This window comes from Streptococcus sp. DTU_2020_1001019_1_SI_AUS_MUR_006 (genome assembly GCF_032340315.1).
GTDB lineage: Bacteria > Bacillota > Bacilli > Lactobacillales > Streptococcaceae > Streptococcus.
The window spans coordinates 105708-120101 of the sequence record NZ_CP135436.1 but is presented as its reverse complement, the minus strand read 5'-3'; the positions used below and the strand labels follow the sequence as shown (position 1 = coordinate 120101).

14 protein-coding genes and 1 pseudogene are annotated in these 14394 nt (G+C 41.0%); 13 read left to right on the top strand and 2 right to left on the bottom strand.

From position 1 onward, the window contains the following. Positions 1 to 6 precede the first annotated feature (6 nt). From cadX to RRU92_RS00540, 3 genes and pseudogenes are all read left to right on the top strand, one after another. The gene (cadX, locus tag RRU92_RS00550; RefSeq protein ID WP_049549049.1) at positions 7 to 345 is read left to right on the top strand and encodes a Cd(II)/Zn(II)-sensing metalloregulatory transcriptional regulator CadX; all 339 of its coding nucleotides are present in this window, start codon (positions 7 to 9) and stop codon (positions 343 to 345) included. Positions 346 to 850: 505 nt separating this feature from the next. Then, positions 851 to 985 carry a 50S ribosomal protein L34 gene (rpmH, locus tag RRU92_RS00545; protein ID WP_000831905.1) on the top strand — a complete coding sequence of 45 codons (135 nt, stop codon included), beginning with the start codon at positions 851 to 853 and terminating at the stop codon, positions 983 to 985. A gap of 143 nt (positions 986 to 1128) precedes the next feature. Continuing rightward, a pseudogene (locus RRU92_RS00540) lies at positions 1129 to 3097 on the top strand (peptide ABC transporter substrate-binding protein). A 53-nt stretch (positions 3098 to 3150) separates the two neighbouring features. Here the strand turns inward: RRU92_RS00540 and RRU92_RS00535 are convergent. Both RRU92_RS00535 and RRU92_RS00530 read right to left on the bottom strand, forming a co-directional pair. Beyond that, a complete protein-coding gene (locus RRU92_RS00535; RefSeq protein WP_315639890.1) occupies positions 3151 to 3309 on the bottom strand; it encodes a hypothetical protein in 159 nt (52 codons plus the stop codon). Positions 3310 to 3386: 77 nt separating this feature from the next. Further along, positions 3387 to 5231, bottom strand: coding sequence for an APC family permease (locus RRU92_RS00530; protein WP_315639889.1), 1845 nt, complete (start codon positions 5229 to 5231; stop codon positions 3387 to 3389). Between the two features lie 154 nt (positions 5232 to 5385). On the opposite strand from RRU92_RS00530, the gene RRU92_RS00525 reads away from it, so the two are divergent. The 10 genes from RRU92_RS00525 to RRU92_RS00480 all read left to right on the top strand — a co-directional run bounded on the left by RRU92_RS00525 (position 5386) and on the right by RRU92_RS00480 (position 14339). Further along, on the top strand, positions 5386 to 6162 hold the full coding sequence (locus RRU92_RS00525) for a TatD family hydrolase (protein WP_315639888.1): 777 nt from the start codon (positions 5386 to 5388) through the stop codon (positions 6160 to 6162). Beyond that, positions 6159 to 6722: a ribonuclease M5 gene (rnmV, locus tag RRU92_RS00520; RefSeq protein ID WP_315639886.1), complete on the top strand. Its 564-nt coding sequence runs from the start codon at positions 6159 to 6161 to the stop codon at positions 6720 to 6722. The genes RRU92_RS00525 and rnmV overlap by 4 nt, the downstream gene beginning before the upstream one ends. Before the next feature lie 133 nt (positions 6723 to 6855). Continuing rightward, positions 6856 to 8283 (top strand): SseB family protein, encoded by a 1428-nt coding sequence (locus tag RRU92_RS00515; protein ID WP_315639884.1) that lies wholly within the window; start codon positions 6856 to 6858, stop codon positions 8281 to 8283. An 89-nt stretch (positions 8284 to 8372) separates the two neighbouring features. Then, positions 8373 to 9086, top strand: a complete 714-nt coding sequence (locus tag RRU92_RS00510; protein ID WP_315639883.1) for a dimethyladenosine transferase — start codon at positions 8373 to 8375, stop codon at positions 9084 to 9086. A 19-nt stretch (positions 9087 to 9105) separates the two neighbouring features. After that, entirely contained in the window at positions 9106 to 9978 is an 873-nt protein-coding gene (rsmA, locus tag RRU92_RS00505) for a 16S rRNA (adenine(1518)-N(6)/adenine(1519)-N(6))-dimethyltransferase RsmA (RefSeq protein WP_315639882.1), read from the top strand. A gap of 1 nt (position 9979) precedes the next feature. Further along, positions 9980 to 10858 carry a ribosome small subunit-dependent GTPase A gene (gene rsgA, locus RRU92_RS00500; protein WP_075232271.1) on the top strand — a complete coding sequence of 293 codons (879 nt, stop codon included), beginning with the start codon at positions 9980 to 9982 and terminating at the stop codon, positions 10856 to 10858. 10 nt (positions 10859 to 10868) lie between these two features. After that, a complete protein-coding gene (gene rpe, locus RRU92_RS00495; protein ID WP_075232257.1) occupies positions 10869 to 11525 on the top strand; it encodes a ribulose-phosphate 3-epimerase in 657 nt (218 codons plus the stop codon). After that, complete coding sequence (locus tag RRU92_RS00490) at positions 11488 to 12150, top strand: thiamine diphosphokinase (protein WP_075232256.1); 663 nt, start codon at positions 11488 to 11490, stop codon at positions 12148 to 12150. The genes rpe and RRU92_RS00490 overlap by 38 nt, the downstream gene beginning before the upstream one ends. Position 12151: 1 nt before the next feature. Next, positions 12152 to 13408 (top strand): DNA recombination protein RmuC, encoded by a 1257-nt coding sequence (rmuC, locus tag RRU92_RS00485; protein WP_315639879.1) that lies wholly within the window; start codon positions 12152 to 12154, stop codon positions 13406 to 13408. Next, positions 13398 to 14339: a 3'-5' exoribonuclease YhaM family protein gene (locus RRU92_RS00480; protein ID WP_075232254.1), complete on the top strand. Its 942-nt coding sequence runs from the start codon at positions 13398 to 13400 to the stop codon at positions 14337 to 14339. Before rmuC ends, RRU92_RS00480 begins: the two co-directional genes overlap by 11 nt. Positions 14340 to 14394: the final 55 nt, after the last annotated feature.

Below are 14394 nucleotides of genomic sequence, written 5' to 3'. Positions count from 1 at the left end.
AATATTATGAAAAAAGATAGTATCTGCCAAGTGAATATTATAAATCAACAAAATGTTACAACCGCAATGAACTACCTTGAAAAGGAAAAAGTCCAAAAATCACTTCGCATTTTAACAAAGTTTACCGATAATAAACAGATAAATATCATCTTTTATCTCCTTGCTGTTGAAGAACTCTGTGTCTGTGATATAGCCTGTTTACTAGATCTCAGTATGGCATCTGCCTCCCACCATCTTCGTAAACTAGCCAATCAAAACATCTTGGACACTAGAAGAGAGGGGAAAATTATATATTATTTTATAAAAGATGAGGAAATCAGAGATTTTTTTAATCAACTAGGATAACAACTATTTTTACGTCTAGAGCGTTTTTGTGTTGTTTAAGAAAAATAGATAGAGGTTTTAGATAACTACACATATTAGTTTTTTAAAATGAGATTTAATCGATGATAACTAGAAAGGATTATTGCTAAATATCTTGTTTATTGCCAATTAAAAGACGGTAGAATCGTCATCCTACGGTGTTGTTGCTTTTTAAATGCAAGAAGTGACAGAAGGAAAATATAGAAAACAACTTTTACATTTAATAGGCAGGCGGAAGGTTTCAAGAGGAAAAACTTGGAACTTTGAGTGTACCAATTGGGTAAATTACTAGTACATTAGATATTTTATAGATTTCGAAAGTAAATTGGAAGGATTTTCAAATTATCCCCTCAGCAAAAAAGCTGGAAACATTTGTCAGAGCTATTGACAAATGCAAAAGAATCAGATAGAATAGTAAAGTATGTTTAGTAACTGATCACTTTATAGCCGGCTAAACGAATACAAAATCTATGAGGAGGTATTCATCGTGAAACGTACTTATCAACCAAGTAAACTACGTCGTGCGCGTAAACACGGATTCCGTAACCGTATGTCAACTAAAAACGGTCGTCGCGTATTGGCAGCTCGTCGTCGTAAAGGACGCAAAGTTTTGGCTGCATAATCCAAACGAATTCAACAAAGAAGTCAGTAGGAACTCGAGTCTACTGGCTTTTGTTTTGCTCTAAAATAATAGTTTGTATAAGCTTTCTATTTTTTCTATAATAGTGTATAATATTTCATATACTATATAAATGGAGAATATTTATGAAAAAATCAAAAGCTCTCTTACTAGGGGCTGGAATTTTGAGTGCTAGCTTCTTGATGGTAGCTTGTAGCTCGACACAGTCAAATGCATCTGATAAAACCTACTCTTATGTATTTGCTAGCAATCCAGATACACTAGACTACATTACTTCGACACGTGGCTCGACATCCAGCATTACGACAAACTTGATTGATGGTTTGTTGGAAAATGATAAGTATGGCAATCTGGTTCCTTCCATGACTGAATCATGGACAGTATCAAAAGATGGTTTGACCTATACCTATAAAATCCGTCAAGGTGTCAAGTGGTATACCTCTGAAGGGGAAGAATATGCAGAGGTAACAGCTCATGACTTTGTGGCAGGCCTAAAGTATGCGGCGGATAAAAAGGCAGAAAACTTGTACTTGGTGCAAGACTCTATCAAAGGTTTGGCGGACTATGTTGAGGGTCAATCATCAGACTTTGAAACTGTCGGTATCAAGGCAGTCGATGACTATACTCTCCAATATACTTTGAACAAGCCAGAGTCCTATTGGAATTCTAAGACAACAGGTGGAATTTTAAGTCCAGTTAGTTAATGAAGCCTTTTTGAAATCTAAGGGGGATGAATTTGGAAGTGTAACTCCATCTAGTATCCTGTCAAATGGGCCATACTTATTCAAATCATTCACATCAAAATCTTTGATTGAGTTTGAAAAGAATCCTAATTACTGGGACAAGGATAATGTGAAGATTGAGAAAGTAAAACTTTCCTTCTATGATGGTTCAGATCAAGACAGTTTGGCTAGAGGATTCTTGGAAGGCAACTATACAGACGGACGTATCTTCCCGACAAGTTCTGTATTTGACCAGCTGAAAAAAGGGAATGAGGACAAGATTACTTATACTCCTCAAAATGCTATAACCTTCTACTATCTTTTCAATGTCAATCGTCAAAGCTACAAGCAAACCATGAAACAGACGGACAAAGAAAAGAAGGATTCTCGTCTAGCAATGCAAAACAAAGACTTCCGTCAGGCTATTAACTTTGCCTTTGACCGTCATGCCTATGCTGCCCAGACGAATGGAGAAGATGGAGCTGACCGAATCCTTCGAAACACAGTCACACCAAGTAACTTTGTTCAAATCGGTGGCAAAAACTTTGGAGATGCTGTCAATGAAAAGATGGTCAACTATGGTACAGAGTGGTCTAACATCAATCTAAACGATGCCCAAGCAGCTTTCTTGGATCCTGAAAAAGCCAAGGCTGAATTTGCCAAGGCTAAAGAAAGTTTGCAAGCAGAAGGCGTGACCTTCCCTATCCACTTGGATATGTTGGTAGACCAAACTGCTAAGTTGGACGTTCAGCAGGCAAGCTCCTTCAAACAGACAGTTGAAGCAACGCTTGGATCAGATAATGTGGTTATTGATATCATTCAATTGTCTCCAGATGAGAAAGACAATGCCACCTTCTTTGCGGATACCGCCGATCAAAAGGACTATGACATTGATATCTCAGGATGGAGCGGAGATTTCTCAGATCCGAAGACCTATCTTGATCTCTTGGATCCAGACTCTGGTTCTCAGTTGAAAAATCTTGGCTTGACTCCAGGAAAAGACAATGAAGTCAAAGAAAAACTTGGTCTAGCTACCTACAAGGAGTTGTTGGATGCAGCAGATAATGAGAATGAAAATACGCAAACACGTTATGAAAAATTTGCCGAAGTTCAAGCTTGGTTGACAGATAGTGCTCTCTTCCTACCAGTTCAAAGTGCAGGAGCTAATCCAATCTTCCGTAAGACTGTACCGTTTACAGGGGCCTTCTCATTTGTAGGACACAAGGGAGATGCGGATAACTACAAATATGTTGAATTGCAAAAGGAACCTGTGACTGCTAAACAGTATCAAGAACTTTATGAAAAATGGCAAAAAGAAAAAGCGGAGTCTAATAAAAAAGCCCAAGAAGGTTTGGCTAACCACGTTCAATAGAAGAAGGTTATCAATAAAATTTTAATACTCTTCAAAAATCTCTTCAAACTGCGTCAACGTCGCCTTGCTGTAGGTATGTTACTGACTTCGTCAGTTTCATCTGCAACCTCAAAACAGTGTTTTGAGCTGACTTCGTCAGTTTCATCTACAACTTCAAAGCAGTGCTTTGAGTAGCCTGAGGCTAGTTTCCTAGTTTGCTCTTTGATTTTCATTGAGTATAAGTCTAATTTTAGGGACTAGATTCAGAAAAAAGGCATTACCGGAAGCTTGTTCTGGTAATGCCTTTTCTTTATTCTTTCAAATGATAAGAGTAGCTAGCAACGACGACATCTTCGTGCCATCTGAGAGCATATTTTAATTTGAGGCTCATTTGATTGTGTAGGATATTTTGCCAAGGTTTGTTAGGGATAAATTGGGGAACTAGAACTGTAACCGTATAGTTCTTTTCCTTGGCTTCTTGAGAGATTTTTCGAACATAGCGGACTGTAGGAGTAATGATATCGCGATAGCTAGTATTAATGTTTTTTAGAGTAATATTTGGGAAGTAGTCGGCAAATTCTTGGAGGATTTCTTGGTCTTTTTCCTCAGTTTCCTTGGTGGAAATGTGCATGGCCAAAACTTCATCTCCAATACTTTGAGCATAGTTAATAGCTCCGACGCTTACTCGAGTAACATTTCCTACTAAGACAAGGACGACATTGCCATCGTAGGTTTTCTTTTGAATCCCTTCATAAAGTCGAAGTTGTTTGGCCACTTTTTGGTAATGACTGTGGATGGACAGAAATAGGAAGGTTAGGATCAGGATAATTGGGAAGAATGGCCAGATATCTCCAAGTCTGAAGAAGAGTAGGATAAGAACGATAGCGTAACAAATGATAGCGCCGAGGATGTTAGCAAAGGCAGATTTTAAGAAATGAGAGCCTTTTTCTTTTTTCCAGTGGCGAATCATACCTGTTTGAGAAAGTGCAAAGGGGACGAAAACTCCGATAGTATAAAGAGGGATCAAGCGTTCTGTATTTCCGTTGAAAATGAGCAAAAGGATCATAGCGCCAAAGGCTAAGGTCAAAATACCGTTTGAATAACCAAGGCGGTCTCCTTTTTCCATAAAGAGATGGGGCATGTACTTGTTTTTAGCCATATTGTAAGCCAACATCGGAAAGGCAGAAAAACCAGTATTTGCAGCAACGGCTAGGATTAGGGCAGTTGAGAATTGGAAGAGATAATAAACAATCTGACCGAGAGTTGAATCCCCTAAAATTCCTTTAGCCATTTGTGAAAGGATTGTTTCTCCGTGTTGAGGAGTAATGCCCATCCAGTAGTTTAGGAAGGTAATTCCTGCAAAGAGAAAACCAAGAATCAGAGACATGATGGTCAGTGTTTGAGCTGCATTCTTCTCTTTGGGAGTTTTGAAAAATGGAACGGCATTTGAGATAGCTTCAACTCCAGTTAGTGAAGCTGAACCGCTGGTAAAGGCTCTTAAAATCAGGACGATTGAGAGACTCGGGACAGTTTGACCAATTGCAGAAGTTGCATGATAGCTGAGAGAACCTGTCAATAGTTGGAAAATACCAAACAATAAGAGGAAGACCGTACTAAAGATAAAGAGATAGACAGGGATCATCAGAGAACTAGCAGATTCCTTCAAGCCTCGCAGATTTAAAAGCATGAGTAAACAGACCAAAAAAATGGAGATGTGGAGGTTGTAGGGATGGAGAGCAGGAAGTGCTGCTGTGATCGCATCCGCACCTGCAGCCACGGATACGGCAACTGTTAGCATATAGTCAACAAGCAGACTTCCCCCAGCAATCAAACCTAACTCAGGGGAGAGGTTTTCTCGAGTAACCATATAGGCACCCCCACCTTGAGGGTAGGCGTGAATGATTTGTCGGTAAGAAATGGTTAGACTAGCAAGTAGCAAGAGGACAAAAATGCCGATAGGAAGACTCCACCAAATAGCGAGGGGAGAAAGACTAGCCAAGACAAGAACGACCTGCTCAGGTCCATAAGCAATAGAAGATAGGGCATCACTTGAAAGCATTGCAAGTGCCTGTGTTTTTCCAAGTAGTCCTCCCTCGCCTTCAGTCAAGGACTTAAGGGGACGACCAATAAAGGTATATTTTAATTTTGTAAACATTTTCTTTCCTTTTCTGAAAATTTCAACAAGTGTTATTATACTGCTATGAAAAAATACCGTCAAGAAAAAATGAATGATTTCAAAATATTTTTTCCTATAAGAATGAGACTAGTTTTTTGGTATAATAGAAGGTAGAAAAAACGAGGGAATATAAATGATTTTTGATACACATACCCACTTGAATGTGGAAGAATTTTCAGGAAGAGAAGCAGAAGAAATAGCCTTAGCAGCTGAAATGGGTGTGACTCGGATGAATATTGTTGGTTTTGACAAACCAACCATTGAACGTGCCTTGGAATTGGTGGAAGAATATGACCAACTTTATGCGACGATTGGTTGGCATCCGACGGAAGCAGGGACTTATATAGAAGACGTTGAGAAATACCTGTTGGACAAGCTCAAACATCCTAAAGTGGTAGCCTTGGGTGAGATTGGAATGGACTATCACTGGATGACAGCGCCTAAAGAAGTTCAAGAGAAGGTTTTCCGTCGTCAGATTCAGCTATCAAAGGAATTGGACTTACCTTTTGTAGTTCACACTCGTGATGCGCTCGAAGATACCTATGAAATTATCAAAAGTGAGGGAGTCGGTCCCCGTGGTGGCATCATGCACTCCTTCTCAGGTTCTCTGGAATGGGCTGAAAGGTTTGTGGAGTTAGGTATGACCATTTCCTTTTCTGGAGTGGTGACCTTTAAAAAAGCGACAGACATTCAAGAGGCGGCCAAAGAATTGCCTTTGGATAAGATTTTGGTAGAGACTGATGCCCCTTACTTGGCACCCGTTCCCAAACGTGGTCGCGAAAACAAGACAGCATACACGCGCTATGTAGTGGACTTTATTGCAGATTTGCGTGGCATGACAACAGAAGAATTAGCTGCTGCGACAAGTGCAAATGCAGAACGAATTTTTGGACTGGAACGTAAATCATGAAAAAGAAAATTTCCCAAGTCATCGTAGTCGAAGGGCGTGATGATACGGCCAATCTCAAACGTTATTTTGATGTGGAGACCTATGAGACTCGTGGCTCCGCTATCAATGAGCAAGATCTTGAACGAATCCAACGTCTACACCAACGTCATGGGGTGATTGTCTTTACAGATCCTGACTTTAATGGGGAACGCATTCGCCGGATGATTATGACGGCTGTTCCAACAGTTCAACACGCTTTTCTCAAACGTGATGAGGCAGTGCCAAAGTCCAAGACCAAAGGACGTTCCCTAGGAATCGAACATGCCAGTTATGAAGACTTGAAAACAGCGCTGGAACAAGTCACAGAGCAATTTGAAGCGGAAAGTGACTTTGATATTAGCCGCAGTGACTTGATTCGATTGGGATTTTTGGCTGGATCAGATAGTCGAAAACGCAGAGAATATCTAGGAGAAAGCCTTCGTATTGGTTATTCCAATGGCAAACAACTTCTCAAGCGTTTGGAATTGTTTGGTATCAGTTTAGCTGAAGTTGAAGATGCCATGAAATCTTATGAGGATTGAGAAACTCCCCCAAAATGTAGGGGGAATATGATACAATAGAAGTAATCATATACGGTTTAATCAGGCTTGGTAGCAAGCATTAGAAAAGTGACTCCATAGGATTTGCGCTAAGTGGAGACAATGAGGAAAAGTTATGGGAATCTTTGATTTTTTAAAAAAGACAGAAACTGCAGAGGCAACTGAAATAAGTGAAGCACAGAAAGAAAGAGAAGAATCTAAAAACAATGCATGTATTGGAGTTCTAGATTTGTTCCCGATGAAGGAAAAGAATCAATTATTGATCGTTGGGAGTTTAGAAGGGACTCTCAAGGTTGGCGAACAGTTGCAATTTTGCAATCCTGACCAAGGAATGGAAGCTCTCGGCTCTGTAGAGGTTAAAAAGCTCAGCAGTCAAAACAAAGATGCCGATAGTCTTACTGATGAAGTTCTCGCGCATCTAGTGGTTGATAGGCTTTCTTCTTTGGATAAATTGAAAAAAGGAAGTGTGATCTTTAGTTCAGGTGTTGAGGAAGAGCAAAAATTATCAAGCTATTCAGATGCTCTGTATCGTGCTTTTGTAGCCATTCAAGAGGGTCAATTGACGAATGAAGACTATTTGGCAGCTAGTCTTGATGATAGCGTAGAGATTTTACGTCTCTTTTTATGGAAATGCCGTCAAAATCAGGAAATTGAAAGCGAAGAAAGCTATCAAGCCAACACTCGCAAGTTGGAACGTCTAGCGGAAATCGTCAAAGACAAGTTGTTAGCAGCAGATTCGGTTTATGCAGTTTATTCTGAAAAAACGGGCGAACCTTACCTTTTCTCCACGACCTATGACAGGGGCGAAGAAGGATATCTCTGTACGGATCCCATGATTATGCTTTTGACCCCATCTTGGTATCGCCAATTTCAGGAAACCATCGATAGTCGACCAAACTCAGTTGTAAAACTGATTGAAAATACGGAAGATAAAAAAGGGATTGAGAATTTCCTTGGGACAGCCTTTTACTTAAATGGTGCCTTGGGAGCAATCTTTAATTCCAAGGAAGTCAGCATCAGTGCTTCAGCCTTAGTCCAAAAACCAGATTTTTCTGATTTACCAGAAATACAAGTTCCTGTAATGAATCCTGACCTAGTAAGATGGATGTTGTTGATGGGACAATTGGATAGCCCGACGACAGAAGATGAAGAAGTAATTTATAAGCTCTATTATAAGTTCTTTTCAGAAGCTATGCCGAAAGCTAAATTCCTAATTCCTCTAGATGCGGCTTCGGAATTTAAGGGCGATAGTCAGGAAGGAAATTCCTTCGTTTTAGAAAAAGATTCTAGTTTCAACATTCCAGTTAAAGAAGGAAAAGATGGGCGAAATTCTGTGCCTGTATTTACTGATTGGAAACGTCTGCGAATGGTCTTTGATGAAAAATGGAATGGCATGATTGAAGAAGCAGGAGGCATGATTGAAGTTTTTGACTATGCCATTAATCCAACGGAATACTATGAAGCGGGTGCCTATGTTAGCCTAACAGCTTTTAAAGAGATGCAAAAGCTTGGTGAGGAACTAGAAGGCAGCGCTAAAGATTAGAGAGTTTCTTTACATTGGGAAACTATATAGTTTTATCTACATCCTACTTGAACCACTAACCTTTTTCAAAGGTTGTGAAAGGAAATGATATGGCAAATAGAAGTTATATTTACTTAAAAAACAGAGATGAAGCTCGTATCTTAACAGAAGGCATCTACACAATACCCTATTTTTGGCAATTGTTTTGGGATGAAGAAGATTTAAAAGCTCCGATTGCTCTCTGGGAAACAGCAGAAAAACTGGAAGAAGATGAAGAGCAAGCAGAAAGATTTTACCAAGAGCAGAATGTAGCTATCTTGCTTTCTATTGAAAAATTCCAGCAGAATGCCCTCAAAAACCGATCTTTTTTAGAAGAAAATGCCCCGCAATCCGTGCAACTATATGATGCCTTTGTTCGTTATATTCTTGCAAACGTAAAAGATGGTGATGTGCTCGGATTTGATCCTTTAGATGTTGTTTTTATGGACCAAGTGTCTGTTGTTTCTGATAAACTGTTAAAAAATATACGGGCTATTCGGGAAAATCAACCCAAAGATTTAGATTTTTCTTTGACTGAAAAGAACTTAATTGGTCTTGCTATGGGTTTTCCTGACTATTATGCTTCAGAATTATTGCCAGAAGACAATATTCTAGATTCGGTTGCCTATCAGGATGAACTGAAGAAAACGAACCCCCAAGAAGATAAGAAAGTGCTTGATATGACTGGATCTGATTCAAAAGGGAACAAGCCTCGTGTTCTTTTAGTGTTTTGGATTTTGTTGGCACTAGGAATTATGTGGGTTTTATATATTATTTTTAGCTAATAAATAGAAAAGAGAATAAATGAGAATTGCAGATTATAGCGTGACCAAGGCAGTGCTGGAGCGTCACGGTTTTACATTTAAAAAATCCTTCGGACAAAATTTCCTGACGGATACCAATATTCTTCAAAAAATCGTGGATACGGCTGAAATTGATGACCAGGTCAATGTTATCGAAATCGGGCCAGGTATTGGTGCCTTGACCGAGTTTCTGGCTGAGCGTGCAGCTCAAGTTATGGCCTTTGAGATTGACCACCGTTTAGTACCAATTTTGGCAGATACCCTGCGTGATTTTGATAATGTGACCGTAGTCAACGAGGATATTCTCAAGGTTGATTTGGCGCAACATATCCAGAATTTTAAAAATCCTGACCTGCCAATTAAGGTAGTAGCCAACTTGCCTTATTACATCACGACGCCTATTCTCATGCACTTGATTGAAAGTGGCATTCCGTTTAGTGAGTTTGTGGTCATGATGCAGAAAGAAGTGGCGGATCGCATTTCCGCTCAACCGAATACCAAGGCATACGGAAGTTTATCGATTGCAGTTCAGTATTACATGACAGCTAAGGTTGCCTTTATCGTGCCTCGTACAGTCTTTGTCCCAGCGCCAAATGTGGACTCAGCTATCCTGAAAATGGTACGCCGTCCAGAACCGGCGGTTGCGGTCGAAGATGAGAACTTCTTCTTTAAGGTTTCCAAGGCTAGTTTCACTCATCGTCGCAAGACCTTGTGGAACAACTTGACTGGTTACTTTGGGAAAACTGAGGAAATCAAGGATAAGCTGACCAAGGCTTTGGACCAGGCAGGCTTGTCACCAAGTATACGTGGTGAAGCTCTTGGCTTAGAAGAATTTGCTAGTCTAGCAGATGCGCTTAAAGGACAAGGACTCTAAGATGCAGGGACAAATCATTAAAGCCTTGGCTGGCTTCTACTATGTGGAGAGTGAGGACCAGGTTTATCAAACACGCGCTCGTGGGAATTTTCGAAAAAAAGGCCATACGCCCTATGTTGGAGATTGGGTAGATTTTTCTGCGGAGGAAAATTCCGAGGGTTATATCCTCAAGATTCACGAACGAAAAAATAGTCTGGTTCGTCCACCCATTGTCAATATTGACCAAGCCGTTGTCATTATGTCCGTTAAAGAACCTGACTTTAATAGCAACTTGCTGGATCGCTTCTTGGTTCTTTTAGAGCACAAGGGCATTCATCCCATCGTCTATATTTCCAAAATGGATTTGTTGGAAGATAGAGGAGAACTGGATTTTTATGAACAGACTTATGGTGATATCGGCTACGACTTTGTGACCAGTAAAGAGGGACTCCTTCCTTTGTTAACAGGCAAGGTTACAGTCTTTATGGGGCAAACAGGTGTTGGGAAGTCAACCCTTCTTAATAAAATTGCACCTGACCTCAATCTCGAAACAGGAGAAATCTCAGACAGTCTGGGTCGTGGTCGCCATACTACTCGAGCTGTTAGTTTTTACAATCTCAATGGTGGGAAAATCGCAGACACGCCAGGATTTTCATCGCTGGATTATGAAGTGACAACAGCAGAAGACCTTAATCAGGCCTTTCCAGAAATTGCTTCTGTTAGCCGAGACTGCAAGTTCCGTACTTGTACTCATACCCATGAGCCATCTTGCGCAGTCAAACCAGCAGTAGAAGAGGGGATTATTGCTACCTTCCGTTTTGACAACTATTTGCAATTCCTCAGTGAGATTGAAAATCGTAGAGAAACCTATAAAAAAGTCAGCAAAAAAATACCAAAATAAGGAGAAACCTATGTCTCAATACAAGATTGCTCCGTCAATTCTGGCAGCAGATTATGCCAACTTTGAACGTGAAATTAAACGCCTAGAAGAAACTGGGGCAGAATATGCCCATATCGATATCATGGATGGTCACTTTGTGCCACAAATCAGCTTTGGTGCAGGTGTGGTCGAAAGCCTTCGCCCCCATAGCAAGATGGTTTTTGATTGCCACTTGATGGTCTCTAATCCTGAACACCATCTAGAAGATTTTGTGCGTGCAGGGGCGGATATCATCAGCATTCACGTAGAGGCAACACCTCATATCCATGGCGCTCTTCAAAAGATTCGTTCTCTCGGTGTTAAACCTTCGGTTGTTATCAATCCTGGAACACCTGTTGAGGTTATCAAGCACGTGCTTCACTTAGTTGATCAAGTCTTGGTCATGACGGTTAACCCTGGATTTGGTGGACAAGCCTTTTTGCCAGAAACCATGGATAAGATTCGTGAGTTGGTGACCCTTCGCGAGGAAAAAGATTTGAACTTTGAAATTGAAGTCGATGGCGGGATTGATGATAAAACGATTGCTCAAGCCAAGGAAGCTGGTGCAACAGTTTTTGTAGCAGGATCCTATGTCTTTAAGGGAGATGTCAATGAACGAGTGCAAGCTCTCCGAAAACAACTGGACTAAAGTTGCAGTTTTTGCTGGTGGAGACTGTGGACATTATAGGATAGATTTTGATTGCTTTGTCGGTGTGGACCGTGGCTCACTCTGGGTACTGGAGGAAGAACTTCCTCTTACTATAGCCGTTGGGGATTTTGATTCTGTGACTGTAGAAGAACGTCAGTTGATTCAAAAGCGTGCTCATCACTTTGTCCAAGCCCAGCCAGAAAAAGATGATACGGATCTGGAATTAGCACTTTTAACGGTTTTTGAAAAGGATCCTCAAGCTCGAGTGACCATTTTTGGTGCCCTAGGTGGTCGCATCGACCATATGCTGGCCAATGTCTTTCTGCCTAGCAATCCTAAATTGGCGCCCTATATGCGTCAAATAGAGATTGAGGATGGGCAAAATTTGATTAGCTATTGCCCAGAAGGGACCAGTCAGCTAGAACCACGTTCGGACTATGATTATTTGGCCTTTATGCCTGTGAGGGATAGTCGTTTGACAATACTCGGTGCCAAGTATGAACTGACAGAGGAGAATTTTTTCTTTAAGAAAGTTTACGCTTCTAACGAATATATAGATAGGGAAGTGTCAGTGACTTGCCCAGATGGCTATGTGGTTGTCTTGCATAGCAAGGACAGGAGGTAGGATGGAGATTGTATTACTACTGTTATTAATTGCTAACCTAGCCGGGCTTTTTCTGATTTGGCAAAGGCAGGACAAGCAGGAGCAATATTTGACCAAGAGTTTAGAAGATCAGGCAGATAATCTCTCAGACCAGCTGGATTATCGCTTTGAACAAGCTCGACAAGCTAGTCAGATTGATCAAAAAAATCTTGAAGTGGCTGTCAGTGATCGCTTGCAGGAAGTGCGTATCGAATTGCATCAGGGTCTGACTCAGGTTCGACAGGAGATGAATGAAAACCTCCTCCAAACAAGAGATAAGACTGACCAACGCCTTCAGGCCTTGCAGGAATCAAATGAGCAACGTTTGGAACAGATGCGCCAAACGGTTGAGGAAAAGCTAGAAAAGACCTTGCAGACACGCTTGCAGGCCTCTTTTGAGACAGTTTCCAAGCAACTGGAATCTGTCAACCGAGGACTTGGAGAAATGCAGACGGTGGCGCGAGATGTCGGTGCGCTTAATAAAGTCCTTTCTGGAACTAAAACGCGAGGAATTCTAGGAGAATTACAACTGGGACAGATTATCGAAGATATCATGACACCTGCCCAGTATGAACGAGAATTTGCAACAGTTGAAAACTCTAGTGAACGTGTGGAATACGCCATCAAGTTACCTGGACAAGGTGACCAGGAATATGTCTATCTACCGATTGATTCTAAGTTTCCACTGGCAGATTATTACCGTCTGGAAGAAGCTTATGAAGCAGGTGATAAGGAAGAGATTGAGCATTGTCGTAAGTCTCTCCTAGCAAGTGTTAAACGTTTTGCTAAAGATATCAAGAGCAAGTATCTGGCACCGCCACGGACAACCAATTTTGGAGTCTTGTTTGTTCCGACAGAAGGACTCTATTCGGAAATTGTTCGCAATCCTGCTTTCTTTGATGAGTTGAGACGGGAGGAGCAGATTATCGTTGCAGGACCAAGTACCTTGTCAGCCCTCCTAAACTCCCTATCGGTTGGTTTCAAGACCCTTAATATCCAAAAGAGTGCGGACCATATCAGTAAAACCCTTGCTAGTGTCAAAACCGAATTTGGCAAGTTTGGTGGTATTTTGGTTAAAGCGCAAAAACACCTCCAACATGCCTCTGGCAATATTGATGATTTATTAAACCGTCGTACTACAGCTATCGAGCGAACGCTTCGTCACATTGAGTTATCAGAAGGTGAGCCTGCGCTTGATTTGCTCCAATTCCAAGAAGATGAGGAAGAATATGAAGATTAGTCACATGAAGAAAGATGAGCTTTTTGAAGGCTTTTACCTGATCAAGTCAGCTGACTTGAGACAGACACGTGCTGGGAAAAACTACCTAGCCTTCACCTTCCAAGATGATAGTGGAGAAATCGAAGGGAAGCTCTGGGATGCTCAACCCCACAATGTTGAAACCTTTACAGCAGGGAAAGTAGTCCATATGCAAGGTCGTCGTGAAGTGTACAACAATACGCCTCAGGTTAATCAAATCACCCTTCGCTTACCACAACCTGGGGAACCCAATGACCCAGCGGACTTCAAGGTTAAATCTCCAGTAGATGCCAAAGAGATTCGTGAGTATATGGCGCAGATGATTTTTAAAATTGAAAATCCAATTTGGCAGCGAATTGTTCGGAATCTCTACACCAAATATGACAAGGAATTCTACTCCTATCCAGCTGCTAAGACTAACCATCATGCTTTTGAGACAGGTCTTGCTTACCATACTGCCACTATGGTTCGTTTGGCAGAAGCAATTGCAGATATTTATCCTCAGCTCAATAAGAGCTTGCTCTATGCGGGAATTATGTTGCACGACCTTGCCAAGGTTATTGAGTTGACAGGTCCTGACCAGACAGAGTACACAGTAAGAGGAAACCTTATCGGTCATATCGCTCTGATTGATAGCGAAATTACCAAAGCGGTAATGGAACTTGGCATTGATGATACCAGAGAAGAGGTTGTACTTCTTCGCCATGTCATTCTCAGTCATCATGGTCTCCTTGAGTATGGTAGTCCAGTTCGTCCTCGAGTGATGGAAGCAGAAATTATTCATATGATTGATAATTTGGATGCCAGCATGATGATGATGACAACAGCTCTGGCCCTTGTTGATAAGGGAGAAATGACCAATAAAGTATTTGCTATGGACAATCGTTCCTTCTACAAGCCAAAATTAGACTAGAAACTAAAAAAATGAACTTTATTTAGGCAATAAAGTTCGTTTTTTTGCTTTAGTG

What these genes read in the sequence shown, in the direction of transcription:
- cadX (WP_049549049.1), top strand. Translation starts at nt 7, where the DNA reads ATGAAAAAAGATAGTATCTGCCAAGTGAATATTATAAATCAACAAAAT.
- RRU92_RS00535 (WP_315639890.1), bottom strand. Translation starts at nt 3,309, where the DNA reads ATGAAAATCAAAGAGCAAACTAGGAAACTAGCCTCAGGCTACTCAAAG.
- RRU92_RS00530 (WP_315639889.1), bottom strand. Translation starts at nt 5,231, where the DNA reads ATGTTTACAAAATTAAAATATACCTTTATTGGTCGTCCCCTTAAGTCC.
- RRU92_RS00525 (WP_315639888.1), top strand. Translation starts at nt 5,386, where the DNA reads ATGATTTTTGATACACATACCCACTTGAATGTGGAAGAATTTTCAGGA.
- rnmV (WP_315639886.1), top strand. Translation starts at nt 6,159, where the DNA reads ATGAAAAAGAAAATTTCCCAAGTCATCGTAGTCGAAGGGCGTGATGAT.
- RRU92_RS00515 (WP_315639884.1), top strand. Translation starts at nt 6,856, where the DNA reads ATGGGAATCTTTGATTTTTTAAAAAAGACAGAAACTGCAGAGGCAACT.
- RRU92_RS00510 (WP_315639883.1), top strand. Translation starts at nt 8,373, where the DNA reads ATGGCAAATAGAAGTTATATTTACTTAAAAAACAGAGATGAAGCTCGT.
- rsmA (WP_315639882.1), top strand. Translation starts at nt 9,106, where the DNA reads ATGAGAATTGCAGATTATAGCGTGACCAAGGCAGTGCTGGAGCGTCAC.
- rsgA (WP_075232271.1), top strand. Translation starts at nt 9,980, where the DNA reads ATGCAGGGACAAATCATTAAAGCCTTGGCTGGCTTCTACTATGTGGAG.
- rpe (WP_075232257.1), top strand. Translation starts at nt 10,869, where the DNA reads ATGTCTCAATACAAGATTGCTCCGTCAATTCTGGCAGCAGATTATGCC.
- RRU92_RS00490 (WP_075232256.1), top strand. Translation starts at nt 11,488, where the DNA reads ATGAACGAGTGCAAGCTCTCCGAAAACAACTGGACTAAAGTTGCAGTT.
- rmuC (WP_315639879.1), top strand. Translation starts at nt 12,152, where the DNA reads ATGGAGATTGTATTACTACTGTTATTAATTGCTAACCTAGCCGGGCTT.
- RRU92_RS00480 (WP_075232254.1), top strand. Translation starts at nt 13,398, where the DNA reads ATGAAGATTAGTCACATGAAGAAAGATGAGCTTTTTGAAGGCTTTTAC.